This is a genomic window from Roseovarius aestuarii, assembly GCF_019966515.1.
Lineage (GTDB): Bacteria > Pseudomonadota > Alphaproteobacteria > Rhodobacterales > Rhodobacteraceae > Roseovarius > Roseovarius aestuarii.
This window is the reverse complement of sequence record NZ_JAIMIB010000005.1, coordinates 135188-159194: the sequence shown is the minus strand read 5'-3', so window position 1 is coordinate 159194 and position 24007 is coordinate 135188. Positions and strand designations below refer to the sequence as shown.

At 58.7% G+C, this 24007-nt stretch carries 23 protein-coding genes; 6 read left to right on the top strand and 17 right to left on the bottom strand.

The window, feature by feature from the left end; all coding sequences use genetic code 11:
* The first annotated feature begins 29 nt into the window (after window positions 1-29).
* Window positions 30-1103, top strand: coding sequence for an acyltransferase family protein (locus tag LC334_RS09040; RefSeq protein WP_176237670.1), 1074 nt, complete (start codon window positions 30-32; stop codon window positions 1101-1103).
* On the opposite strand, the gene LC334_RS09035 is transcribed toward LC334_RS09040, so the two are convergent.
* From LC334_RS09035 to LC334_RS08965, 15 genes are all read right to left on the bottom strand, one after another.
* Complete coding sequence (locus LC334_RS09035) at window positions 1100-1927, bottom strand: arginyltransferase (RefSeq protein ID WP_085800097.1); 828 nt, start codon at window positions 1925-1927, stop codon at window positions 1100-1102. The two genes, LC334_RS09040 and LC334_RS09035, sit on opposite strands and share 4 nt — an antisense overlap.
* A 169-nt stretch (window positions 1928-2096) precedes the next feature.
* Complete coding sequence (locus LC334_RS09030) at window positions 2097-2546, bottom strand: RDD family protein (protein ID WP_085800098.1); 450 nt, start codon at window positions 2544-2546, stop codon at window positions 2097-2099.
* A 50-nt stretch (window positions 2547-2596) separates the two neighbouring features.
* On the bottom strand, window positions 2597-3028 hold the full coding sequence (locus LC334_RS09025; protein ID WP_085800099.1) for a DUF2852 domain-containing protein: 432 nt from the start codon (window positions 3026-3028) through the stop codon (window positions 2597-2599).
* Between the two features lie 450 nt (window positions 3029-3478).
* On the bottom strand, window positions 3479-3823 hold the full coding sequence (locus tag LC334_RS09020; protein ID WP_085800100.1) for a DUF427 domain-containing protein: 345 nt from the start codon (window positions 3821-3823) through the stop codon (window positions 3479-3481).
* Window positions 3824-3872: 49 nt separating this feature from the next.
* Window positions 3873-5675 (bottom strand): aminopeptidase P family protein, encoded by a 1803-nt coding sequence (locus LC334_RS09015; RefSeq protein ID WP_085800101.1) that lies wholly within the window; start codon window positions 5673-5675, stop codon window positions 3873-3875.
* A gap of 81 nt (window positions 5676-5756) precedes the next feature.
* Window positions 5757-6503, bottom strand: coding sequence for an ABC transporter ATP-binding protein (locus LC334_RS09010; RefSeq protein WP_085800102.1), 747 nt, complete (start codon window positions 6501-6503; stop codon window positions 5757-5759).
* Window positions 6500-7285 carry an MlaE family ABC transporter permease gene (locus tag LC334_RS09005; protein ID WP_085800103.1) on the bottom strand — a complete coding sequence of 262 codons (786 nt, stop codon included), beginning with the start codon at window positions 7283-7285 and terminating at the stop codon, window positions 6500-6502. Before LC334_RS09005 ends, LC334_RS09010 begins: the two co-directional genes overlap by 4 nt.
* On the bottom strand, window positions 7282-8322 hold the full coding sequence (gene alr / locus LC334_RS09000) for an alanine racemase (RefSeq protein ID WP_085800104.1): 1041 nt from the start codon (window positions 8320-8322) through the stop codon (window positions 7282-7284). Before alr ends, LC334_RS09005 begins: the two co-directional genes overlap by 4 nt.
* Before the next feature lie 160 nt (window positions 8323-8482).
* Window positions 8483-8926: a response regulator gene (locus LC334_RS08995; protein ID WP_085800105.1), complete on the bottom strand. Its 444-nt coding sequence runs from the start codon at window positions 8924-8926 to the stop codon at window positions 8483-8485.
* Complete coding sequence (locus tag LC334_RS08990; RefSeq protein WP_085800106.1) at window positions 8923-10725, bottom strand: CHASE domain-containing sensor histidine kinase; 1803 nt, start codon at window positions 10723-10725, stop codon at window positions 8923-8925. The genes LC334_RS08995 and LC334_RS08990 overlap by 4 nt, the downstream gene beginning before the upstream one ends.
* Window positions 10726-10937: 212 nt before the next feature.
* Window positions 10938-12428, bottom strand: coding sequence for a replicative DNA helicase (locus tag LC334_RS08985; RefSeq protein ID WP_085800107.1), 1491 nt, complete (start codon window positions 12426-12428; stop codon window positions 10938-10940).
* Between the two features lie 229 nt (window positions 12429-12657).
* Complete coding sequence (locus LC334_RS08980) at window positions 12658-13335, bottom strand: orotate phosphoribosyltransferase (RefSeq protein ID WP_085800108.1); 678 nt, start codon at window positions 13333-13335, stop codon at window positions 12658-12660.
* A 70-nt stretch (window positions 13336-13405) separates the two neighbouring features.
* On the bottom strand, window positions 13406-14359 hold the full coding sequence (locus LC334_RS08975) for a threonine dehydratase (protein WP_085800109.1): 954 nt from the start codon (window positions 14357-14359) through the stop codon (window positions 13406-13408).
* Window positions 14359-15399, bottom strand: coding sequence for a dihydroorotase (gene pyrC, locus LC334_RS08970; protein ID WP_085800110.1), 1041 nt, complete (start codon window positions 15397-15399; stop codon window positions 14359-14361). The genes LC334_RS08975 and pyrC overlap by 1 nt, the downstream gene beginning before the upstream one ends.
* Window positions 15400-15464: 65 nt before the next feature.
* The gene (locus LC334_RS08965; protein ID WP_085800111.1) at window positions 15465-16406 is read right to left on the bottom strand and encodes a phosphoadenosine phosphosulfate reductase; all 942 of its coding nucleotides are present in this window, start codon (window positions 16404-16406) and stop codon (window positions 15465-15467) included.
* Window positions 16407-16591: 185 nt separating this feature from the next.
* Between LC334_RS08965 and LC334_RS08960 the strand changes: the two genes are divergently transcribed.
* The 5 genes from LC334_RS08960 to LC334_RS08940 all read left to right on the top strand — a co-directional run bounded on the left by LC334_RS08960 (window position 16592) and on the right by LC334_RS08940 (window position 21653).
* Window positions 16592-17500: an AAA family ATPase gene (locus LC334_RS08960; RefSeq protein ID WP_085800112.1), complete on the top strand. Its 909-nt coding sequence runs from the start codon at window positions 16592-16594 to the stop codon at window positions 17498-17500.
* The gene (locus LC334_RS08955; protein WP_223412926.1) at window positions 17490-18224 is read left to right on the top strand and encodes a hypothetical protein; all 735 of its coding nucleotides are present in this window, start codon (window positions 17490-17492) and stop codon (window positions 18222-18224) included. Before LC334_RS08960 ends, LC334_RS08955 begins: the two co-directional genes overlap by 11 nt.
* A 5-nt stretch (window positions 18225-18229) precedes the next feature.
* Window positions 18230-19483: a vWA domain-containing protein gene (locus tag LC334_RS08950; RefSeq protein WP_085800114.1), complete on the top strand. Its 1254-nt coding sequence runs from the start codon at window positions 18230-18232 to the stop codon at window positions 19481-19483.
* A 203-nt stretch (window positions 19484-19686) separates the two neighbouring features.
* Window positions 19687-20649, top strand: a complete 963-nt coding sequence (locus LC334_RS08945) for an XdhC family protein (protein ID WP_085800115.1) — start codon at window positions 19687-19689, stop codon at window positions 20647-20649.
* A complete protein-coding gene (locus LC334_RS08940; RefSeq protein WP_085800116.1) occupies window positions 20646-21653 on the top strand; it encodes a molybdopterin-binding protein in 1008 nt (335 codons plus the stop codon). Before LC334_RS08945 ends, LC334_RS08940 begins: the two co-directional genes overlap by 4 nt.
* A 148-nt stretch (window positions 21654-21801) precedes the next feature.
* On the opposite strand, the gene LC334_RS23265 is transcribed toward LC334_RS08940, so the two are convergent.
* Complete coding sequence (locus LC334_RS23265; protein WP_223412931.1) at window positions 21802-22254, bottom strand: GFA family protein; 453 nt, start codon at window positions 22252-22254, stop codon at window positions 21802-21804.
* 125 nt (window positions 22255-22379) lie between these two features.
* On the bottom strand, window positions 22380-23987 hold the full coding sequence (locus tag LC334_RS08930) for a peptide chain release factor 3 (RefSeq protein WP_085800118.1): 1608 nt from the start codon (window positions 23985-23987) through the stop codon (window positions 22380-22382).
* Between the last annotated feature and the right edge of the window lie 20 nt (window positions 23988-24007).

Sequence of the window (24007 nt, the reverse complement as noted above, 5' to 3'; positions counted from 1 at the left end):
GGTGCCCTTTCGTGGGGGCAGGGAAAGAGATGCTGCTAAGGCATTACGGCGATACCGATTTCATCACCGGTCTCAGAGCGATTGCCGCGCTGATGGTGGTGGCCGTACATACTCGCGCCTTTGACGGGTTCGGCTGGATCGGAGAGATCGCAAGCGACAATGGCAAATACGGCGTCCAGATCTTCTTTGTGATCTCGGGGTACACCATCGCTGCGACTTACCTGAAGGCGGGTAGTTTTGCGCCCTATTTCATCCGCCGCCTGATGCGGATCGCGCCGCTTTACTACCTTGCCGTGCTGGTGTTTTTCACGCTGATCGTCAGCGGCGTGATGGGTGCGCCCTATTTCATGCAGCTCTATGACAGCAAGCCAGATGGGTATAATCTGTTCATGCACCTGAGCTTTCTCAGCGCCTGGGACGCGCGGGTTGCAAATTCCCTCATCGGGGTTGAATGGACCATCCCGGTTGAGATTTTCTGGTATGCGGCATTGCCTTGCCTGTTGGCCTATCGCCTCACCCCGCGCAGCTTCGCCAAGGTGTTTTTTCTGCTGTTGCTGCTATCGGGCGCATCGCGCGCAATTGGCGAACTGTGGTTGCCGAAGCATGCGGCGCATTTCATGCCGATCACCTATGGCGCCTACTTCTTTCTGGGCGCCTGGTGTCACCACATACGTGACAGCCGTCTCTCGGATGCGAGCTTTGCCTGGCGCAAATGGCTACTGGCGGGATATCTGATTTTCGCGATGGCACTGATCACCGATACCGGCTTTTCCGCCGCCCTGATGGCGGTGGCGACGGCGATGATCATTGTCAGCTACCGAGTTCGGGCCGGCAGAGTGCAACTGCTGCGATCAAAGGGCTTCGTTCTGATCGGCTCGATCAGCTACAGCATCTATTTGTGGCACCTGCTGGTGGTGTTTCTTTTCGTAATGGTATTGGGAAACACGTATACCGAATGGTCCGGCTTGGTGAAATTCGCCACCGTTTCGACAGCCACGATCCTGTTGTCGATCGTGACCTATCTCGTGGTTGAGCGCCCGACAAACCTGTTGGGTCGGCATCTGTCGCAGCGCTTTGAAGCGGGTCAGCCGGGCCGCGCCTAGCGGCTGGGACGCAGCGGACGGCCATCCGGAAGCGAGATATCGGCGACCTGTTCGGCGATCGGATCATTGCTCAGCGGATGGCGACGGGCTTCGTAATCGGCGGGATCGCGCATTTTCTCCCAGTCACCGTTCACGTAAAGCTCCAGCCCCGAGAACGCTGCCTTGTAACCCATCTTGGCGCTGCCGGGCACCCAATAGCCCAGATAAACATGTGGCAGACCCGCATCGCGGGCGATCTGGATGTGGTCGAGGATAATATAGGTGCCGATGGAGTCGCGGGGCCGGTTCGGCGTGAAGAAGGAATAGACCATGCTGACCCCGTCATCGAGGACATCGGTCAGGCAGACGGCGACCAGCTCTCCTGTATCGCGGTCGGTATACTCGACCACGCGGGTACGAATGGGGGTTTCCTCGACCATCGCAGCAAATTCGAACGCATCCATATCGGCCATGCCGCCGCTGGCGTGGCGGCTTTCCAGATACTCGCGGAAAAGCTCGTATTGCTCATCCGTGGCCCAGGGCGAGGTGGCGCGGCGTTCCAACCCCTCATTGCGTTTCCAGGTGCGTTTCTGGCTTTTCGACGGAGAGAAATTCTCGACCGATATGCGGGCTGACAGGCAGGCGGCACAATCTGCGCAGGAGGGTCGGTAAAGCACGTTCTGCGACCGACGAAAGCCCTGTTTTGACAGCCCGTCATTCAGCCGCTGTGCTGCCTCGCCCTGCAGTGCAGTGAACAGTTTCCGCTCCATCCGGTCCTCAAGATAAGGACAGGGTTGCGGGGCCGTCACATAGAACTGGGGCGCGATGGGCAGAGTGTGGCGCATGTCATCTTTTTCTTTAGCGTCACAGAACGATAACAATGAACCCCCAACAGGCCAAGAGATAATGAAATTTTGAGTAAACAGAGCGATGGTTTGGATCGGGCTGGGCGGAGCCAGGTTGAAAGTACCACTGGCAACCGCAGTTCAGACGCCGCTGCCGCGTCCGGCCGGTCTAGCTGAGGGCCCGGCGGTTGACGGCGACGGTGCCCAGCACATGGTCGCTGAGGCCCTGACCGCGCGGGGTGGTCAGCATCAACACGATGGAGCCGACTTGCAACAGGGCAAAGGCCCAGGAGATGCTGTAGCCAAGCGTATGCATGAAGGCCATCGGCAGGTCAAAATGCGTACCTTGGGCGGTCCGAAATTCGATCGCGGTCAGGCGCATGCCCCAGGTGGCCGAGGCGCGTGCGATGGTGATAACGCGGTAGACAAAGCTGACGCCAAGAAAGAGAACCGGCAGGAAAAACAGGCCTGTAAATGCCGTAAAGGGAAGGATCAGCAGGCAAATGACGATCACCACGATCGTGTCCGCCACCCAGGCGACCAGCCTTTTGGTGGGGACATCCGCATAGAATTCGGGCTGGGTCTGCGGATCGGGAATATGCCAGGTACTGTCGCTCATGAGGGTCATATAGGTGCGGGGAAGGCCCGGGTGAACCCAGGCCGATCCGATTAGGCCTCTTTCTCGTCGTTGTCTTCCGTGGCCGTCGGTTTGGCGCGTTCGTCCATGAACTGGTCGAACTCGGCCTTGTCACGGGCATCCCGCAGACGTTGCAGGAAGGCTTCGAACTTTTCCTGTTCGTCTTCCAGACGGCGCAGCGTTTCATTCTTGTAAGCGTCAAACGCGGCGTTCCCGGTTGGCTGCGACATGTGAGTATGGCGACATGCGTGGCGGCGGAACGAGGATTTCTTGGCATGACATGACATTTTTTTGCTCCAGAACATGTAGGCGAGAAGGGCAAGGCCAAGCGGCCAGAAGAGGATAAACGCCAATACCGTGGCGATGATCCAGGCGGCTTTGCCTTTGCTGTCCAGCCACGCCTCGGCGCGGTGAAGCCATGCGGCGAAGCCGGACGCAGAGGAGGATTGGGCAAGGGTGGTCATTCTGGTATGTCCTTTTCAGTTAGGTTTCCGGTCAATGTGAATGCGCTTCACATTACATAGATTGGGACCGCGCCCGCCAGTTGCAAGGGGTAATGTGAATGTTTTTTACATTTTTCTGCCCTGGAAGCAAAACCACCTGATTATCGGCACAAACCCCGGTGCACTGCGCCGAATGCCCGCTGAAGGTAAGGATTTCATGACTAAGAGGTTTCTGCAGAACTGCTATAGTGCGGTGTGGGAGGGTGAAGACGTGCGATTTATTTCAGTTATTTTAGTTGTAAGCGTTCTTATTGTAGCGGTTTCCGCGTGTTCGACAGGATCTTGTCGTCTGCCGTATTTGACCGGCGTGGACTCCGAAATCATTTAGGCCCGGCCAGGTCTGACCTAGACAACGATGGCGCCGGATTTTGTGGGTTAACACCAGTGCTGAGCTGGAAACACCAAGGCCTTCTAAATCTGCTCCACCGCCACCGTATCGCTTGTGTAAAACGCCAGATGTCCCTTGATGCGCGACACCTCGTCGTTCGGGTTCTCATAACTCCAGGCCGCGTTTTTCAGTGTCTGGCTTTTGGTGATTATCGAATAATAGCTGGCATCGCCCTTATGCGGGCAGTGGCTGCTATGGTCACTCTCATCCAGAAACGCCATCGCGATATCGTCCTGCGGAAAATAGATCACCGCCGGATAGTCGCCCTCGCTCAGTTCAAGCGCGTTTTTGCTTTCGGCCAGCACGGCGCCACCCGCGCGCACCGTCCAGACGCCATCGGCCTTGCGTATCCGGATATTCGCCATCATCTTCTCCCATTATTCTGCGTCTCTTTGGATGCAGTTGTACACGAGGAGCTTACAGAGGGGCAGTGGCATGATCCAGCCATTTCGCCGCAGCCTCTGACAGGCGCGGCCTGACCTTGTCGCGGCAAGTGGCATGGTAGGTGTTCAGCCAATCGCGCTCGGGTGTGCTCAGCATCGCGACATCAATCAACCGGCGGTCAATCGGCACCCAGTTGAGCGTCTCGAAACACAGCTTGCCAGTCTGATCCCCGCCCGTAATCGGCTCTGCCGGTGTAACCACGACTAGGTTTTCGATACGGATACCGAACGCCCCCTCGCGGTAATATCCCGGTTCGTTCGACACGATCATGCCGGGCCTGAATGGCACATGGCTGATCCGTGAAAGGCGCTGCGGGCCTTCGTGGACGCAAAGTGCTACGCCCACGCCATGCCCGGTGCCGTGGTTGTAATCCTGATCCGCCAGCCACAGGGGGTAACGCGCAATCGCGTCCAGATCGCGACCGGCCAGCCCCTCGGGCCAGCGCAGGCGGCTGATGGCGATCATGCCCTGCAGTACGCGGGTAAAGGCGGCGCGCTCATCCTCGCCGATCCGACCGACGGGAAGGGTGCGGGTGATGTCGGTGGTGCCGTCCAGATATTGCCCGCCGCCGTCCAGCACCAGCAGGTCGCCATCTTCCAGCGTTCTGTTGGTGTCATGTGTCACCCGGTAATGCGCCAATGCGCCATGCGGGCCACTACCCGCAATCGTGTCAAAGCTGATATCCAGCAATTTACCCGACGTGGCGCGGCAGCCTTCCAGTTTGGTCACCACGTCGATTTCGGAAATCGTTCCGGGCGCCTGCGCGTCGAACCAGGTCAGGAATTCGCAAAGCGCGGCCCCGTCGCGGAGATGCGCCTCGCGGGTGGCGGCAATCTCGGCCTCGTGTTTGCAGGCCTTGGGCAGGATCGGCGGCTCGTCGCCCCATTCATGTTCCACACCCGTGTCATCCAGTTGCTGAACCACCCAGAGCGGGATCCATGTCTTGTCCAGACGCACCGGACCGGTCAGATCTTGCAATGCAGCGCCGAATTCCGCGACCGGGCGTATCTCCACCTCGTCACCCAGATGCGCCTGTGCCGGTTCATCCAGCTTGGCCTCGTCCACGAAGAGCGCCAGCTTCGCACTATCATACAGAATGGCAAAGGCATGGGCGACGGGGTTGCGCAGTATGTCCCTGCCACGGATATTGAGCGACCAGGCGATAGAGTCGGGCAGGGTGATCACCGCCGCCTTATGGTTGGCCTGTTTCAGTTGTTCTGCCATTTCGGCGCGTTTATCGGCATGATCACGTCCCGCCAGTTCGACCGGGTAAACGCTGATCGCACCCGTTGGCGCGGCGGGCTGATCCGGCCAGATGCGGTCAATCAGGTTACTGCAGGCGCGCAACGTGATGCCGCTGCCCTTTAGCCCCTGTTCCATCTGTTCGACCTGTTCGGCGGTGTAAAGCCACGGGTCGAATCCGATGATGCCGCCGTCGGGCAGGTGGTCCTTCAGCCACGGGGCCGGTTTCACCTCGGGCCAATCCACGGGGGTGAAGTGAACGGTATCGACCTGCACCTTGACCTGCACGCGGTAGCGCCCGTCGACGAAAACTCCGGCAATCCCGGGCAGCACGACGCAGAACCCGGCCGAACCGGTAAACCCCGTCAGCCAGGCCAGACGCGCGTCGCGATCCGCTACGTATTCGCCCTGATGGGCATCGGCGCGGGGCACCAGAAATCCGGTCAGCCCCTCGGCCTCGATAGCCTCGCGCAGCGCCGCCAGACGCTCGGCCCCGGCCTCAGGGCTGGCAGTGTTGTGAAAAGATTGGAACATGGCGCGGCCTCGCATTCTTCTGGCTCTTTCCTTTACATCTCTCAGATATGCGGAAATGACCAGAGCGTTGCGCAGCCCTTGTTACCTGACGGATTCAATCGGGCCGTCCGCGCTGCCGCGAATGAACTGATCGAGGTAAGGATCGCCGGAATTGTCCATCTGGGCCACGGGGCCGGTCCACTGGATGACACCGTCATGCAGCATGGCTACATTGTCGGCGATGGCGCGTACGCTGGTCATGTCATGGGTGATTGTCATGGCCGTGGCACCCATTTCGACCACGATCTCGCGAATGAGTTCATTGATCACGCCCGACATGATCGGGTCGAGTCCGGTGGTGGGTTCGTCAAAAAAGATAATCTCGGGCTCGGCGGCGATGGCACGCGCAAGGCCCACACGCTTCTGCATCCCGCCCGAAAGCTCTGCCGGGAAGAGATCAGCCACCTCGGATTTCAATCCGACGCGGCGAAGTTTTTCGATCGCGATGGCACGGGCCTCGTCCTTCGGGCGTTTGAGCGAGCCGCGCAGCAGCCGGAAGGCGACGTTTTGCCAAACGGGCAGTGAATCAAACAGCGCGCCACCCTGAAACAGCATGCCAAACCGGGCGAGGAAGCTGTCGCGATCTGCCTTGGTCACGTCCTCGCCGTCCAGCGTTATGGTGCCGCTGTCGGGGGTAACAAGGCCAAGAATGCTTTTGAGGCAGATCGACTTGCCGGTACCCGAGCCGCCGATCACCACCAATGACGTGCCCTTGGGGATCGTCAGATTGACCCCGCGCAGCACCTTGTTGCTGCCGAATGCTTTATGGACGTCGGCGAGTTCGATCATAGGGCAAACAGGATGCTGGTGAGGATGAAGTTAGCGGCAAGAATCAGGATCGCGGCGCTTTCGACCGCGGTTTTAGTGGCGCGCCCCACGCCCTGTGCGCCGCGGCCCGTGTGCATGCCGTGATAGCAACCTAGCAACGTGGCGATGAACCCGAATGCCGCCCCCTTGATCAGCGACGAGACAACATCACGCGCCTCGATGAAATCGACGGTGTTCTTCAGGTAGGCGGCCGGGTTGAACCCCAGCGACTTCGTGCCCACGATGTAGCCGCCGAGGATGCCGATGATATCGCCGATACCAACCAGAAGCGGCACCATGATCAGGCCCGAAAGTACTCGCGGCACGGTCAGGTATTTCATCGGATGGGTCGACAGGGTGACCAGCGCGTCGATCTGTTCGGTAACCTTCATAGTGGCGATTTCGGCCGCGATCGAAGAGGTCACGCGCGCGGCGATCATCAGGCCCACAAGCACCGGCCCCAATTCGCGCACCATGCCGATGGCAACGATTTGCGGCACGACGGCCTCGGCGTTGAAACGCGCGCCACCGGAATAGATTTGCAGCGCCAGGGCGCCGCCCGTGAAGATGGCCGTGAGGCCAACAACTGGAAGGCTGAAATACCCAACGTTCATAATGCTTTGCAGAATTTCCTTAAAGTAAAATGGCGCGCGTATCATGTGGCTGAGTGCCTGGCCCGCAAAAATCGTCAGCCGCCCCAGGGAGGCGAGCCCCCTTGTGACCGGTTGGCCAATGGAGGCCAGGACGGCGATGATCCAGCTCATCCGCCGATATAACGGCGGGTGTAGCGCGCGCCCAGCGAGGTGAGGATTTCGTAACCAATCGTACCTGCGGCCTCGGCCAATGTATCGATGTTCTGATGGGGGCAAAGCAAATCGAGTGTTCTGGGGTTTGGATCGTCCAGATCGGTTATGTCGACGCTGATCAAATCCATCGAAATGCGACCCGCGACCGGGCAGGCCTGATCGTCGGCATAGAGCACCGCTTTCGGACCCATGGCACGGATGACGCCATCGGCGTAACCTGCGGCGATGGTAGCGATGCGGCTGGGGCGGGTGGTGATAAAGCTGTTACCATAGCCCACCGTTTCGCCCTCGACCAGATCGCGGCATTGGATGACCGGAACGCTCAGGCTGGCAACCGACGACGCCTCGGCAAAGGGCAGGCCGCCATAAAGGCCGATGCCTGGGCGTGTCAGATCAAAATGATAATCGCCGCCCAACAGGATGGCGCCGGTATTGGCAAGGCTGCGCGGCGCCTCAATGCCCTCGGTCATCTCGTGAAACGTGGTCAGTTGTTGTGCGTTCATCGCATGGTCCGGCTCGTCGGCGCAGGCCGGATGGCTCATTATCAGGGTCGGGCTCTGCTCAAGCGCAATGTCGCGCACCGCAGACCATTCGGCGGCTTCCATCCCAAGGCGGTTCATACCGGTATCAAGCTGGATGCCGAACATATGACCGGGCAGGGCCTCGACATGGCGGACAAGCTGTTCGAGCGAGTTGATCATCGGGGTCAGGGCCATGTCGGCGATCATGTCGGTATCGCCCCGCATATGGCCCGAAAACACATTGATCACCGGGCCAGGGCCCAGGGCTTCGCGCAAGCTCGCGCCTTCTTCGGCCGCGGCGACGAAAAAGCTTCGCACGCCAGCGCGCGCAAGGGCGCGACCAACGCGCTCCACGCCAAGCCCATAGGCATCGGCCTTGACCACGCCGGCGGTCTCGGCGCTTGTGCGCTTGTCGAGCTGTTGCCAGTTTGCGACCACGGCGCCCAGATCAATTGTCAGTGTTGCAGTTCCCATGAGAAGGGGTTTTGACATGCCTGACGGTCGGGTCAAGTGGGAATGCGAGCGTCTGTCATGCCCGTATCAGAAAGGGCGCAGCCGCATAGGGCCGTGATACGGTGCTGCCGCGACATTCGGCCGATCTAAGATACAGGGAATGTGGGGGCGACGCGGGTGATCAAACGGCCGCCGGCGGTTCGATCACGGACAAAAAATCGGCCCAGTGTTTTATCCGCTCAAGAAATTTTCCGGAACTGACGGGTTTGACAATGTAGCCAGCCACGTTTTTGTCGTAAGCCTTGCGGATATCGGACGGCCTGTCCGAGGTCGTCAGCACAAATACAGGTGTGTGTCGCAAGGTGGGATCGCCGCGCAATTCCTTCAGAAACTCGTGCCCATTCATCCGTGGCATATTGATATCCAGCAAGATGACCGTCTGTGCACCTTGATGTTGTTCACCGGCGTTTTGCTGAAGTTTTTCGAGAGCTTCTACACCATTCTTGGCCCGTGCCAGTGGCAGCGAGATTTCGAGCTTGCCAAATGCACGTCGTAGCGCCATCGCATCCAGTTCGTTATCTTCGACATGGAGCAAATGTAATTCAGTTGTCGCTGTAGCACTCATGCCGCTACCCTCATTTCCGAATCAGCGTCCAGCCTTTTTGGCCAGTCGAAAGTAAAGCGGCTTCCGTTGCCCGGTTGGCTGTCCAGCCGTATTTTCCCGCCATAATGGGTGATCGTCTTTTTGACGATCGCCAGACCGATGCCGGTGCTGTCAACCGATTTTGAGGGTTGCAGTGTCTGGAACATCTCGAAAATCCTGTCGTGATACCTTGGGTCGATACCAGGGCCGTTATCGGCAACCGTGACGACCAACTTTTCGCCCTTGTCTTCGATGTTGACATCCAGCTGAAGGCTGTACGGGTCGGTGTGATACTTGTGTGCATTTCCAATCAGGTTCAGCAGCACCTGCTCAAATCGGATGACATCGGTTTTGAATTCGATCAGATCGCCGGTCAATTTGTACTGATCCGGGCGCAAGCCGACAGAGGCACAGATGGAGGATACGAGCAAGGCGGTATCGACGAGTTCCGGTGAGACCGAATCGGAGTAGATACTTGAATATTTGAGGATACCGGTAATCAGGTTATCCATCCGTTTTACCTGATCTTCCAGCATCTCGAGGTTGTCGAACAGCTCGTTATCCTTACAATCCTCGCGCATATTATCGAGATCGTCGCGGATGCATTCCGAGAGGTATCCAATGCCGCGCAGCGGTGTCTTGAGGTCATGTGACGCCACGAAGGCAAAGCGTTCCAGGTCTTCGTTCGACCGCTGCAAGGAATCTGCGCGATGTCTCGCCTCGAACGTCATCTGGTCAGCGAAACGCAGCGCACGTCGGTTGGAGCGCGTTAATAGGATGAAGAGGCTGAGCAGCAAGGCATCAATGATAAGGCCCCCCAGCAGGATCATGATTGCCTCGTTGCTGCGGCTGCTTACCTGAAATTCCGGCGTCCCCCAGATATCGAACGTCCACTTGCGTCCGTGAACATTGATCTCATGGGTAGACTTGAATTCCGGTTCGAACGCGTCGTTATCCATATTGCGCTCGTCATAGAGGATCGTTTTGTTGTCCCTTATTGAAAAGCGAACCAGCTCATTGTCCCGGCCACGAAGCCCTTTGATCAACCTGTTGAAGATAAACGGTGCATAGACCATCCCGACAAAGTTCTCCCGCCGCTCGGCCACCGACTCGGAGCGGTTTCCAGCATAAAATGGTGTGAAGAATAGAAAACCGGGTGTCTTTTGCGCATCCTGCACCAGCACGATGGGGCCGGTTATCTGTGGCTGACCGTTGTCTCGCGACTGCAGCAGGGCTGAATACCGGTTGGCCTCATGCGCCATGTCCAGCCCAAGTGCTGCGGAATTTTCCCCTGCGGGTTCGATGTACGTTATCGGATAGAGGGTATCGCCGCTATGTTCGGGGTATATCTGGAAGCCGGGCTGGTTTCTTTGTTGTCCTGCGATATGTTCATCGGCCCTTTCGCGCGGGACTTTGTAGATGATGCCCATACCGTTGATGCCTGGATATTTTGTCTCGATCTGAAGTTCGGCAGTGAACGCGTGCCATTGCTCGTGAGTCATATCGCCGCCCGCCGCATGGACCGCTGCAACCCCGGACGCAAGCGCATCTTCATATTTGGCCAACCGTTCCTGCACCAGCTCGACAACGTGATTGGCATAACGCTCGAACCGGTTGGCCGCTTCTGTGGAAACCTGCTCGCTGGCGAAATACGAGGCACCTAAGGTCAGCATAAGCGACAGAATGACGGCGATCCAATGGACCGCGCTGAGCTTGCTCATGCGTGCAATCGCTGAACGTTCGGTCTCAATCTCATCATTATGGGTAAATTTCGCGGCCATGCTGGAATCCAATGTGCGCTCCCGCTTGGAGTTATTGACGCAGATCGTCTTAACAGCACGACCGCTTGCAGAAGTGCCTCGCAAACATGAAATTTCGGTTAACACGGGCGCGAACCCGCAGGCCGAAAATCTCTAAAATCGAGTGGATTTTCTGTGAAATCGGCGGTCTATATTTACAGCCACAAGGAGATGCTGGGCTCGTGAATGCCTCGTCAGAAACTCTGGTCCGCGCTGTTTTGCTGCCAGGGTTTTACCAGGTTGCCAAATCGGGTGAACTGCGCCTCAAAACTGAGTTCAACCGTGCCGATCGGCCCGTGGCGTTGCTTGCCGATGATTACCTCGGCCTTACCATGCAGGCGCGACATGCGCTCTTGCCATTCTGCGACCTCTTCGAGCCTTTCATCCGAGGGTTTCTCGCGTTCGACATAGTATTCCTCGCGGAAGACGAACATCACCACATCGGCATCCTGTTCGATCGAGCCGGATTCACGCAGATCGCTGAGTTGCGGACGCTTGTCATCGCGGCTTTCGACCTGACGTGAAAGCTGTGACAGGGCGATGACCGGAATGTTGAGTTCCTTGGCGATGGCCTTGAGGCCCATCGAGATCTCGCCGATTTCCTGGACACGGTTGTCGGACATGCCGCGCACCAGTTGCAGGTAGTCAACAATCAGCAGGTCCAGCCCGTGGGTGCGTTTCAGCCGCCGGGCGCGGGCGGCAAGCTGCGAGATTGGGATGGCGGCGGTGTCGTCGATAAACAGCGGGCAGGCTTCTAGCTCCTTGGCGGCGTCGACAAAGCGGCGGAATTCGGCCTCATCCATATCGCCCTGACGAATCTTGTGCGACGAAATCTCAGACGCTTCCGCCAGAATCCGCCCCGCTAGTTGCTCGGCGCTCATTTCAAGGCTGAAGAAGCCAACGACGCCGCCGTCCACCGCGCCCTCGGTGCCGTCCGGTAGCTTGCCGCGTTTATAAGCTTTAGCGACGTTGAAGGCGATATTGGTCGCCAGCGAGGTTTTCCCCATCGAGGGGCGTCCGGCCAGGATCAGCAGGTCGGATTTGTGCAGGCCGCCCAGCATCTTGTCCATGTCGACAAGATCGGTGGCGATACCAGCCAGGCCGCCTTCGCGCATGTAAGCGGCGTTCGCCACGTTCACGGCGTCGGTGACGGCTTTCAGGAATGACTGAAAGCCGCTATCGGCCTGGCCCTGCTCGGCAAGGTTATAGAGGCGCTGTTCGGCCTCTACGATCTGATCTTTGGGCTCGCTTTCGACATCGACGCTGGCTGCCTTTCCGGCAATTTCCTGCCCCAGCCCGATCAATTCGCGGCGGATCGCCAGATCATAGATCATCTGGGCGTAATCGCGCACCGCGAAGGCACTGATCGCAGCACCGGCAAGCCGGGCGAGATAGGCGGGGCCACCAAGTTCTTTCAGGCCGTCATCGTCTTCGAGAAACGCCTTGAGCGTGACCGGGGACGCCAGGTTGTTCTTGGCAATGCGAGCGGAGGCCACGTCGAAAATACGAGCGTGGACGGGGTCGTAGAAATGCTGCGCGCTGATGATCGAGGCGATCCGGTCATAGACATCGTTATTGGTCAGGATCGCGCCCAGAAGCTGCTGTTCGGCCTCGATGGAATGCGGCATGGTTTCCGCGCTCTCGACTTCGGTGCCGGCGGCATTGAAACTGGTGATCTCGTTCACGTCCCACTCCCTCAACTTTATTATTATTGTCCCCCGGGAGCGTTCTAGCGCAACACAAGGGGAGGCTCTATATGGACAGAATTGTGGATATTCGCCGGGATAAATCGGTGTAAAACCCTGTTGCCCGCAGGGGTCTTCCACATAGTGTATCAGAAGGGCACATATTGTCTACATAGAGTATCGAATGATCGATTCGATCCGCCGAAACGGGCTTTATCCACAGCGGAATTTATTTCTTGTTGTCTTCCTGCCACTTACGAGGATCGTTTAGAAAGGCTTCGACCCCGTCCAGTGTTGCCGTGGCGATTTCGCCCTGGGCGCGGGCCTCGGCCAGCACGTCCCACCAGGTGCAGAGATGGTGCAGGGTGACGCCGTGATCGCCGAGGGTTTTGCGGGTCTCGGGAAAGATGTCGTAGTAGAAGATCACCGCCGTGTGGCCGCAGGTGGCACCGGTTTCGCGGATGGCATCGACAAAGCTGAGCTTGGAGCCGCCATCGGTGGTCAGGTCCTCGACCAGCAGCACGCGCTCGCCCTCGGACATCGCGCCCTCGATCCGGGCGTTGCGGCCGTAGCCTTTGGGTTTCTTGCGCACATAGGTCATCGGCAGGGCCATGCGTTCGGCCACCAGCGCGGCAAAGGGGATGCCCGCGGTCTCGCCCCCGGCGATATTGTCGAACGCCTCAAAACCCGCGTTACGCATGACGGTGACGGTCAGGAAATCCATCAGGGTCGACCGGATACGCGGGAAGCTGATCAGCTTTCGGCAGTCGATGTAGGTCGGGCTGGGCAGGCCACTGGCCAGGGTAAAGGGTTCGTCCGCGTTGAAATGCACAGCCTCGATTTCCAACAGAATCCGGGCGGTCAGCCGGGCGATTTCTTCTGCCGGGGGATAGGAAGAGGGGATCATCTGGCCGGGTTCCTTCGGGTGATTCAGTCGCCGCTTTCTAACGCGACGGCAGTGGCGGGGCCAGAGCGGTTCAGCCTGTGCTCAGAATTTCTGCAAATTTCCCGGCGTCGATATTGCCGCCGCTCAGCACGGCACCGACACGTTTGCCGCGAAGGCCCTGATGTTCGGTCATGATAGCGGCCAGCGCCGCAGCACCAGCCCCTTCGGCAACATTGTGGGTGGCGCGAAAGAGCAGCCGCATGGCCGCTTTGATCTGATCGTCACTGACCTCGACAATATGGTCGACCCCGGCATTGATTAGTTCCACTGCTTCGGGGTTGGGTTCGCGCACGGCGATGCCTTCGGCGAAAGTGTCGGCCTTGTTGGTCGACACCGCATGCCCTGAGGCGAAAGAAAGCGCATAGGCGTTAGCTCTGCGACTCACCACGCCGACGACCTTGGTTTTCAGCCCCAGCATATCACGCATGCCCATCACACCGCAGATGCCAGAGCCCAGACCGATGGGCACGTAAATCACGTCCAGCTCGCCTGCTGCAGAAAACAGCTCATGCGCATAGGTGGCGACGCCGGTGACCAGATCACGGTGAAAGCTGGGGATCATATCGAGGCCTTCATCGGTGGCCAATTGTCGGGCAAAGGTCACGGCATCAATGAAATCGTCCCCCACCTCCAACAGTCGGGCACCAAGCGCCCGCATCGCGGCGTTTTTCCCGGGTGAGTTGTTTTTCGGAACCACCACCGTGGCGGCGATACCTTCCAGCTGCGCGGCATTGGGAATGGATTGACCATGATTGCCAGTCGACGCGGTGATGACGCCGTTCAGCAGGCCAGCTTTCTTGCGTCGCCGCATATGAACCAGTCCGCCACGTACTTTGAAAGCGCCCAGCGGGGTCTGGTTTTCATGTTTCAGCCAGAGATCACAGCCAAGTTCCTGCGCCAGGAGCGGCCAGTTATGCTGTAGCGTTGGTTGAAGATGCGTGTAGACTATGTCCTGTGCCGCTTTGAACTCGTCACGAGTGAACATCAGGCGCCCTCAACGCGCCAGTGCAGATCCATGCCCGGATCGAACACGGTCACCGGCCCGTCAGCGGTGTCGATCTTATCAGGATAGTGCACCGTCTCTCCCTTGGTGAGGGTGATGTGGTCTTCGTTCGGCGATAGGCCATAGAAGGTGGGGCCGTTGAGCGAGGTGAAGGCCCCCAGCCGGTCGAGCGCGTTTTCTTCTTCGAAGACATGGGCGAGGATCGACATCGTATTGGTGGCGGTGAAGCAGCCAGCGCAGCCGCAGGCGTTTTCTTTCAGCGCATCGGTGTGCGGGGCACTGTCGGTGCCCAGAAAGAAGCGCTTATCGCCCGAGGTGGCGGCGGCGCGGAGGGCCAGCCGGTGATCCTCGCGCTTAGCGACAGGAAGGCAGTAGTAATGCGGTTTGATCCCGCCCACCAGGATGTGGTTGCGGTTGATGATCAGGTGATGCGTGGTGATGGTGGCGCCAAGATTGTTCTGGCTCAACGCATAGTCCACGCCGTCGCGCGTGGTGATATGTTCCATTACCGTGCGCAACCCGGGTGTGGCGCGGCGAATGGGGTCGAGCACACGGTCGATGAAAACGGCCTCGCGGTCAAAAATATCCACCTCGGCATCGGTAACCTCGCCGTGGGCGCAAAGCGGCAGGCCGATTTCGGCCATACGTTCCAGCACCGCTCGCACCTTGTCGAAGTTCGTCACCCCGCTGGCCGAATTGGTGGTGGCCCCGGCGGGGTAAAGCTTGACCGCCGAGATCAACCCGCTGGCATGGGCGGCGGCCACGTCCTCGGGATCAGTATCTTCAGTCAGGTAGAGGGTCATGAGCGGCGTGAAATCGTCCCCGTTAGGCAGCGCGGCAAGGATACGATCGCGGTAGGCCGCCGCCTCAGCGCCGGTCACCACCGGCGGCACCAGATTGGGCATGATGATCGCCCGGGCGAAATGGCGGGTTGTTTCGGGCAGGACCGCGCGTAACATGGCGCCATCCCGCAAGTGCAGGTGCCAGTCATCGGGGCGTCGAATGGTCAGTTTTTGGGTCATGCCACGGACTTACACAATCGCGTTCCGGCGTGCCAGATATGTTCGCAGGTTAATTTCCGCGATAGTCATCCGGTGCTGTGGATGCCCAGCCTGTTGCGGGCGCGCGAATAGGCTTTGCGAAAGGCTGGCGCTTCGCGTTTCTCCAGTACCTTTCCGGCCAAAAGCATCACCAGATAGGGCCGGTTATCGGTCGAAAGGCGCTTGAGCAGGCGAAACTGATAGCCGGGGTCATCACGACGCGCCCGAAACAGCCGTGCTAACCGATGCCGGGTGAGTTTTCTCGCGCTGAGCTGGGCGATGACCCGCAAAAGAACATTCATGCGGATCAGCGATTGTTCCATTTCCACTCCCATATGCCGCATGCGAAACCGGGTGACGTTGGCGCGGGCGAAAAGGGCGGCATGCATCGCATCTTCGGTAATTTCCGGATCGTAGAGCACAAATGCCTGATCTGCCGCCTCAAGCATGTCAGGGGCATAACCGTAGCGGTCGGTGAAAGAAACCCGGCGCATCTGGCGAAACCGTTGATCCCACTCTGCCATACCGGGATCAAGCGTGGCCTGAGGTTGCAATATCAGGACCTGTGCCCCGGGCGCCGCTACTGAAAAGGCGGCAGCGGCATAGCCGCAGAGCCCAGCACCGTAGAATATGACCTGATCGAAATCTTCCAAAAACCCGTCATCGACCAGACGGTCGAAATAGCCATAGACATGTTTGTCGCGAAACCAGGTGTCTCCGTCACTGACAACGCAGAGATGTGACCAGCCCAACGCCTTGACCATTTCCCAGCCCATTGGATGGCCAAGTTCGGACTGCGCATTTATGGTCTGGTGGGTTTCGAAGGTGACCAGGAGCGTGGGTTTTTCCTCGACAAGAATGGCGGCATGCTGACCGCCCAGACGTTCCGTATACCCGTCGTCGTCCGTGATCCGCTCCAGATTCTCCAGCCAGTCGTGCCATGCCAGATCTCTGAGCGGCGTTTCGTACCCGTCCGGTACATCCTTCATTTCAGTAGGCCCTCGTCACCTTTAACCGGCACGCTCGTGCTGGTCGACAATTAACACGCCCCATCATCCGGATATTTGACGCAAATTCCAAGCGGAATCCGACAGATTTGAGTCGCCTAATAGCAGAGGTGTGCTTGACGCCGCGGGTGGCCCCATGCAGTGCTTGCAGCAAGAGGAGACGCTTGATGGATATACCGGGTTCGATTGGCGAGGTTGAGGTGATGCTGGGCGGGCAGGGCTATGTCTGCGACAGGTCCTTGGGAACGGTGGTTTTTTTGGCACTGACTTTAGGCCGGCCGCTGTTTCTGGAAGGCGAGGCCGGCGTCGGCAAGACCGAAATTGCCAAGGCACTGGCCAGCGGGTTGGGCCGCAGGTTGATCAGGTTGCAATGTTACGAGGGGCTTGATGCTTCCTCGGCCGTCTATGAATGGAATTTCGCCGAACAGATGATTGCGATTCGTACGGCTGAAGCTTCAGGCGGTGTTGACCGGGCCCATCTGAAGGACGAGCTTTTTACCGAGGAGTTCCTGATCGAACGTCCGCTTCTGCAGGCGATGCGGCCCCAACCCGGCGGCGCGCCGGTGCTGCTTATCGACGAGTTGGATCGCACCGATGAGCCGTTCGAGGCTTTCCTGCTGGAAGCACTCAGCGATTTTCAGGTGACGATCCCCGAGCTTGGCACGATTTCTGCACCGGAGCCGCCGATCGTGATCGTCACCTCGAACCGCACGCGTGAGGTGCATGACGCACTCAAACGGCGTTGTCTCTATCACTGGGTGGATTACCCGGGCTTCGAGCGTGAGATCGACATCCTGCAATCCCGCGCACCAGAGGCGGCAGAGGCACTTAGCCGAGAAGTCGTGGCCTTTGTCCAGCGGCTGCGTACCGAGGATTTGTTCAAGAAGCCCGGCGTGGCCGAAACCATCGACTGGGCCAAATGCCTGCTGGCGCTTGATGTGATCACGCTCAGCCCCGAAGTCATCGCCGACACGCTGGGCGCGATCCTGAAGTATCAGGATGATATCCAGAAACTTCAGGGCTCGGAAGCTAAGCGGATAATGGAAGAGGCACGTTCAGGGCTGGATGCGGCCTGAAGCTGGTTTGCCCGCTCAAGTTGCGATAGACTACTTATACAGCACTCGGAGGGCGCGCATGAATTTTGAAGCCCTAGACGGAATACGATTGACGACATTGATGATTGCCGGTGCGGTGTTTGCTGCGGTAGGGCTGTTTCTTCTGTTGAAACCGAAAACGGCCGGTACGGCGAAAATCGAACTGTTTGGGCTGAAGTTCGAAAGCTCGTCGGCCGGTCTGCTGGTATTCCTGATCGGTGCCGTGTTTCTTTCCTTGCCGCTTTTTGTGCCGGAACGAACGGCGACGGAGGGCGGTGAAAACGGGGCAGCGGAAACAGCGCAATCTGCCGACCCTGAAACAGGTGTATCAGGTACGGCTCTTCCGGCAGAAGCCCGAACCACCGAGGTCGAGCCAAATGATAGTTTGGCAAAAGCAAATGAACTAAGCTTTGGTACGGTCGTTACCGGCACAGTGACAGACGGCACAAGCGATTGGTATGTTGTTCCGATATCGCTTTCCCCAAGTAACAAAGTCGAGTTCCGGCTTAAGAAGATGGGACGTATCTCGGTATTCGCACGGCTGTTTGACGGGCGCGAACAAAATATCACCTCATTCGTTTCCAGTGTTGGCGCAACCTATCGCCAAGTCTTGGTCGGAGATAAAGACCGGATCTATGTCAAGGTCTACAACCTGGGCGGGGAATCGGTCTATGAGTTGAGCGCCAAAGCGGTTGGTGGCGACTAGTGCCGATGGATATTCTTACTGATCTGGATTTGCCGGAAAATCCGAAGCTGACCCATAACATCACGCATTTCGCACGCGCGCTGAGGCGTGCGGACCTGCCGATCGGGCCGGGCCGGGTGATCAAGGCGATCCGGGCGGTTGAAGCGGTCGGGTTTGCTGACAAGCAGGATTTCTTCTGGACGTTGCACGCGTGTTTCGTGAACCGGCCCGAGCATCGCGCTGTTTTTTCACAGGTCTTTCGGCTGTACTGGCGCGATCCGCGTTACATGGAACACATGATGTCGATGATGCTGCCAGCGCTTCGCGGCGCGCAGGAGGATCGCGCCGCGCAATCCGCCGAAAGACGCGCCGCAGAGGCGCTGCTGGATGGAGCCCAGATTGATCTGCCCGAGATCAATGACAGGCCCGATGATGAGGTGCTGATCGAGGTGGATGCCAGCGCTACCATGTCCGGCGAAGAACGTCTGAGGACACTGGATTTCGAGCAGATGAGCGCGGAAGAAATTGCCGAGGCCAAACGCATGCTGGCGCGGCTGAGATTGCCCGTCAAACCTCTGGCGTCGCGCCGCGGCCAGCCCAGCCATGCGGGTGGAGGCATCGACGCGCGCCGCACGATCCGACGGGCGATGCGACGTGGTGGCGAGATATCCGGTATAGCGTTGAAAAAGCCTCGACCGCGCTGGCCTAATCTGGTGGTCCTATGCGACATTTCTGGTTCGATGAACCAATACAGCCGCATGGTGTTGCATTTTCTGCATGCGGTAGCCAACGCGAAAGGCCAGGGCTGGGCGCGGGTGCATGCCTTTACCTTCGGCACCCGGCTGACCAATATCACCCGCCATCTTGCCACCCGTGACGTGGACGATGCGCTGGCTGATGCGGGCGCACATGCGCAGGATTGGGAGGGCGGTACGCGGATCGGAGAATGCCTGCACAGCTTCAATCGCGACTGGTCGCGCCGGGTCATGGGGCAGGGGGCTGTGGTGCTGCTGATCACCGATGGGCTGGACCGTGGTGATATCGATGGGTTGAGCCGCGAAGTCGAGCGCCTGCACCTGTCATCCCGGCGTCTGATCTGGCTTAACCCGTTGCTGCGGTGGGACGGGTTCGTACCCAAGGCGCAAGGCATCGCGGCGATGCTGCCGCATGTCGATGCGTTCCGCGCCGGACATTCGATTGCCACGCTGGAAGATCTGGCCATGGTTATTTCTAGTGCGACGGATGTCGGGGAAAAACAACGGCTTCTGGCGCAAATGTAACACCAGGCGCCATTCCTGCGGCCAGGGTGATCCAAAGGCGCGCTACCGCGCACTTTTCTTAGCACTCCGAGAGGCAACGCCAAACGTTGACCAGTGCAGGGGATGTTTCTGCGTGTAAGTGATTGATATTCCGGCTCGCGACCGCCATTCTTTCGGCGCGCCTGCGTCCGGCAAGCGCGGTAACGCAAGCAGGAATACCTGACATGGATCGTTTTGACGATATCCCTGAAATCGCGCTGGCCTGGTATCGTGAGGGCAAAGGGGCGGCCCTGGCCACGGTGGTCGAGACCTGGGGCAGCGCGCCGCGCCGGGTGGGCAGCCAACTGGCAATATCCGGCGAGGGTCAGATTGCCGGGTCGGTATCGGGGGGGTGCGTAGAGGGCGCGGTGGTCGCCGAGGCACTGGATGCAGTCGAGACGGGCAAACCGGTGATATTGGAATATGGGGTAAGCGACGGCGATGCCTTTGCTGTAGGACTGGCCTGTGGCGGGACTATCCGGGTTTTGGTGGAGCCTGTGGGCTTTGTCATGCCGTTGCATTTGCTTGAAGAACTGGTGTCAGCACGCGCTGCGCGGAAACCGGTGGCCTATGTCACTGGCCCGGCCGGACGGGCGCTGGTCCGAGATGGGCATGAGACTCGGTTTCGCATGGACCGGTCAGGTTTTGAAGAAGATGGCGAGACATTCATTGCAATCCATAATCCGCCGCTGAGGTTGATCGTTGTCGGTGCCGTGCATATCGCACAGGCGCTGGTGCCGATGGCGCGGATTGCGGGTTTTGATCCGGTACTGATTGACCCGCGTGAGAGCTTTGCATCAGAAGCGCGATTTCCCGGTGAAAAACTGGTACACGACTGGCCCGATGAAGGGGTGCGCGACTTTGGGCTGGACAGCCGGACAGCGCTGGTTCTGCTGACCCATGATCCCAAGTTAGACGATCCGGCACTGGAACAGGCACTGGCGTCCAACGTGTTTTATATCGGCGCCCTCGGCTCGACCCGGACCCATGCCAAACGCAGGGAGCGGCTGAGTGCGAAAGGCTTCACGACGACACAGTTGGCGCGCATCTCGGGACCTGTCGGGCTGGATATCGGGGCGGCAGGCCCCTCCGAGATTGCGGTCGCTATTCTTGCCGAAATGATCCAGGTGCTGAGGCAGGGCGCATGAAATTTGGACCCGTGCCTGTGGCCGCAGCGGAAGGCGCCATTCTGGCGCATTCGGTGCGGTTACTCGAGGGGCGGTTGCGCAAGGGTTTGAGGCTGGAGCGCTCCCACCTCGGGGCACTGACCGATGCCGGATATCAAGACATTGTGGTCGCTCGGCTTGATACCGGTGATTTGCATGAGGATGAAGCAGCTACGGCTCTGGCAACCGCGCTGGCCGACGGATGTGAAGCAACTCGTCTGAGTGCCGCGTTTACCGGGCGGGTTAATTTGATCGCCGAGCACCCCGGCGTGGTTCGGATCGACGAGGGCGCGATTCACGCCGCCAATGCCATTGACCCGGCGATCACTGTCGCGACGGTTGCGCCGTTCTCTCAGCTCCGCAAGGGCGGCATGCTGGCGACGATCAAGATTATTCCTTACGGCGTGGCAAATACGGCCGTGGCACGGGCGATTAAAGCTTTGCGCAGCGCCATCTCGCTGTCGCGACCGGTCTGCAAAACGGCAAGCCTGGTAGTCAGTGATATTTCGGGCGGGGTTGGGCGAAAAAGTTTGGAAGCGATCTCTAATCGTTTGAAAAAATTGGAAGTAGAGTTGATCGAGACAGTGAACTGTCCCCATAGCGAACAAGCGATTGCTGGCGCGCTGCGCGAAGCCAAGGGTGAAATTATTCTAGTTCTGACCGGATCGGCCACCTCGGACGAAGAAGATACCGCCCCTGGCGCATTAAGGCTAGCAGGCGGTGCGCTGGAGCGGTTCGGAATGCCTGTGGACCCGGGCAACCTGCTGTTTCTCGGGGCGCTGGATGCGCGGCCGGTAATCGGGCTGCCCGGCAGCGCTCGGTCGCCGGTGTTGCACGGCGCTGATTGGATATTGTCGCGCGTGGTTTGCGGCGTCGAAGTGACCAGCGCCGATATTGCCCGGATGGGGGTCGGTGGGCTTCTCAAGGAAATCCCCACACGACCGCAACCCAGAAGCGAGCGACGTCGGACAAGCTATGGGCGCTAGGATTGGCCGACACCGCGATTGCCATGCGGCGCGCCGTCATCCGGTCCAGTGTATCAATTTGCAAACACGCAACGCGGATATGTTTCAGTTAAGCAGCCAGCCTGGTGCTGACTGGCCGCATGGTGTCTTTTTGCCCAGACGGAGGTGACTAGTCCGAATTTCTTTGGAAGTGATCGATGAGGTGGTCGAAGTTATCTGGCTCGGTCTCATGACAAATTTCATCAACGATATACCGCAAGAGCCAAGGCTGAGCACTTCTGGTCCAGATATGTGCGATTGGAGGTATCTTACTTATATCATCCAGTGAGCCACCCTTCACGCTGAGCGTATCAGACTCCCCAGGAAAGGCATGATATATGCGTGTGCCACAGTCAGGGCAGAGGGTGCAGACCTTTTCATTCCCACTGTCGCCGCTTGTTTTCCAAGTCGAAAGAGTTCCGGACGTTAGCTCAAATGCATCCACTGGAAACCAAACAGACATACCAAAAGCACTGCTGGACTGTTGCTGGCAGTCCGTGCAGTGACAACAATATGCAACAACCGGTTTACTCTCTATTTTGTATCGAACAGCACCGCATTGGCAGCCCCCGGAATACGTCATCGCGATATTACCCATGTGTCTAAAGTTGGCGCTCACACCAAGAGCCTAACCGAACAACTATTAGATATGATATCAAAACTCGACTTTGCCCGCAGATCGGATATCCGGGAAGTGTCGCTGGCGTCTCAGACCATCATTTCCTTCGTGGCTGTCAATTTGACGTCTGGATAATCGCGCTCTACCCGGTCGATATCCCATTGCAGGCGGGTCAGGTAAACCACGTCGCCGTCATGGTCATGGGCGATGTGTTGTTTATTGGACTCTGTAAATTTATCAATGGCTTGCCGCTCTCCGCTCACCCAGCGAGCTGAGGTAAATTGTGACGCCTCGAAGCGTACGGGAAGCCCGTATTCCAGTTCGATCCGGCTGCCCAGAACCTCGAATTGCAGCGCCCCCACGACGCCCACGATGAAGCCCGAGCCGAAGGCGGGTTTGAAGACCTTAGCCGCGCCTTCCTCGGCAAACTGCATCAGTGCCTTTTCCAGGTGCTTGGCCTTCATCGGATCGCCCGCGCGGGCCTGTTGCAGAAGTTCGGGCGCAAAGGACGGGATGCCCGAAACGCGTAGCGCCTCGCCTTCGGTCAACGTATCGCCGATGCGCAGTTGGCCATGATTGGGGATGCCAATGATGTCGCCGGCCCAGGCCTCGTCGGCCAGTTCGCGATCCGAAGCCAGAAACAGCACAGGATTGCTGATCGCCATCGGCTTTTTCGAGCGTACATGGGTGAGCTTCATGCCGCGTTTGAAATGCCCCGAGGCCATGCGCAGAAACGCCACGCGGTCGCGGTGCTTGGGGTCCATATTGGCCTGCACCTTGAAGACGAAGCCGGAAACCTTTGTTTCGTCAGGGGAAATCTGCCGCGGCTCGGCCCGTTGCGGCTGTGGTTCGGGGCCATAGGTGCCGATGCCGTCCATCAGTTCCTTGACGCCGAAAGAGTTGATAGCCGAGCCAAACCAGATTGGTGTCATATGCCCTTCGAGCACCGATTGCGGGTTCAGTTCTGGCAGCAATTCACGCGCCATCTCGACCTCTTCGCGCAGCTTCTCAAGCAGGGTGGCGGGGACGTGATCGGCCAGCGCTGGATCTTCCAGCCCGTTGATTTCAATGCTTTCGGCCACGCGGTTGCGGTCGGCGCGATCCATCAGTTCCAGCCGGTCGTTCAGCATGTCGTAGCAGCCCATGAAATCGGCACCGACGCCGATGGGCCAGCTTGCCGGGGTCACGTCGATGGCCAGGTTTTCCTGGATCTCGTCGATTATGTCGAAGGTGTCGCGGCTTTCGCGGTCCATCTTGTTGCAGAAGGTCAGGATCGGCAGGTCGCGCAATCGGCAAACTTCAAACAGCTTCTGGGTCTGGCTTTCGACGCCTTTCGCGCCGTCGATCACCATCACCGCGGCGTCGACGGCGGTAAGCGTGCGATAGGTGTCTTCAGAGAAATCAGAGTGGCCGGGTGTGTCGACAAGATTGAACCGGAAAGTTTTGAAATCAAACGACATTGCCGAGGCTGAGACGGAAATGCCGCGGTCTTTCTCCATCTGCATGAAGTCCGAACGGGTACGCCGGGCCTCGCCCTTGGCACGGACCTGTCCGGCCATTTGAATCGCGCCGCCGAAAAGCAGAAATTTCTCGGTCAGCGTGGTCTTGCCCGCATCCGGATGCGAGATGATCGCAAAAGTGCGACGACGCGCTATTTCGGGCGGCAGAGCGGGGCGGTTTGTCAGGTCATCAGGCATGAGCGCCGTATAGAGGGCAG

What these genes read in the sequence shown, in the direction of transcription:
- LC334_RS09035 (WP_085800097.1), bottom strand. Translation starts at nt 1,927, where the DNA reads ATGCGCCACACTCTGCCCATCGCGCCCCAGTTCTATGTGACGGCCCCG.
- LC334_RS08945 (WP_085800115.1), top strand. Translation starts at nt 19,687, where the DNA reads ATGGATCGTTTTGACGATATCCCTGAAATCGCGCTGGCCTGGTATCGT.
- LC334_RS08975 (WP_085800109.1), bottom strand. Translation starts at nt 14,359, where the DNA reads ATGTTCACTCGTGACGAGTTCAAAGCGGCACAGGACATAGTCTACACG.
- LC334_RS09025 (WP_085800099.1), bottom strand. Translation starts at nt 3,028, where the DNA reads ATGACCACCCTTGCCCAATCCTCCTCTGCGTCCGGCTTCGCCGCATGG.
- LC334_RS09005 (WP_085800103.1), bottom strand. Translation starts at nt 7,285, where the DNA reads ATGAGCTGGATCATCGCCGTCCTGGCCTCCATTGGCCAACCGGTCACA.
- LC334_RS08930 (WP_085800118.1), bottom strand. Translation starts at nt 23,987, where the DNA reads ATGCCTGATGACCTGACAAACCGCCCCGCTCTGCCGCCCGAAATAGCG.
- LC334_RS09030 (WP_085800098.1), bottom strand. Translation starts at nt 2,546, where the DNA reads ATGAGCGACAGTACCTGGCATATTCCCGATCCGCAGACCCAGCCCGAA.
- pyrC (WP_085800110.1), bottom strand. Translation starts at nt 15,399, where the DNA reads ATGACCCAAAAACTGACCATTCGACGCCCCGATGACTGGCACCTGCAC.
- LC334_RS08955 (WP_223412926.1), top strand. Translation starts at nt 17,490, where the DNA reads ATGCGGCCTGAAGCTGGTTTGCCCGCTCAAGTTGCGATAGACTACTTA.
- LC334_RS08995 (WP_085800105.1), bottom strand. Translation starts at nt 8,926, where the DNA reads ATGAGTGCTACAGCGACAACTGAATTACATTTGCTCCATGTCGAAGAT.
- LC334_RS09010 (WP_085800102.1), bottom strand. Translation starts at nt 6,503, where the DNA reads ATGATCGAACTCGCCGACGTCCATAAAGCATTCGGCAGCAACAAGGTG.
- LC334_RS08990 (WP_085800106.1), bottom strand. Translation starts at nt 10,725, where the DNA reads ATGGCCGCGAAATTTACCCATAATGATGAGATTGAGACCGAACGTTCA.
- alr (WP_085800104.1), bottom strand. Translation starts at nt 8,322, where the DNA reads ATGGGAACTGCAACACTGACAATTGATCTGGGCGCCGTGGTCGCAAAC.
- LC334_RS08940 (WP_085800116.1), top strand. Translation starts at nt 20,646, where the DNA reads ATGAAATTTGGACCCGTGCCTGTGGCCGCAGCGGAAGGCGCCATTCTG.
- LC334_RS08965 (WP_085800111.1), bottom strand. Translation starts at nt 16,406, where the DNA reads ATGAAGGATGTACCGGACGGGTACGAAACGCCGCTCAGAGATCTGGCA.
- LC334_RS08960 (WP_085800112.1), top strand. Translation starts at nt 16,592, where the DNA reads ATGGATATACCGGGTTCGATTGGCGAGGTTGAGGTGATGCTGGGCGGG.
- LC334_RS09015 (WP_085800101.1), bottom strand. Translation starts at nt 5,675, where the DNA reads ATGTTCCAATCTTTTCACAACACTGCCAGCCCTGAGGCCGGGGCCGAG.
- LC334_RS09020 (WP_085800100.1), bottom strand. Translation starts at nt 3,823, where the DNA reads ATGATGGCGAATATCCGGATACGCAAGGCCGATGGCGTCTGGACGGTG.
- LC334_RS09040 (WP_176237670.1), top strand. Translation starts at nt 30, where the DNA reads ATGCTGCTAAGGCATTACGGCGATACCGATTTCATCACCGGTCTCAGA.
- LC334_RS08980 (WP_085800108.1), bottom strand. Translation starts at nt 13,335, where the DNA reads ATGATCCCCTCTTCCTATCCCCCGGCAGAAGAAATCGCCCGGCTGACC.
- LC334_RS23265 (WP_223412931.1), bottom strand. Translation starts at nt 22,254, where the DNA reads ATGACGTATTCCGGGGGCTGCCAATGCGGTGCTGTTCGATACAAAATA.
- LC334_RS08950 (WP_085800114.1), top strand. Translation starts at nt 18,230, where the DNA reads ATGGATATTCTTACTGATCTGGATTTGCCGGAAAATCCGAAGCTGACC.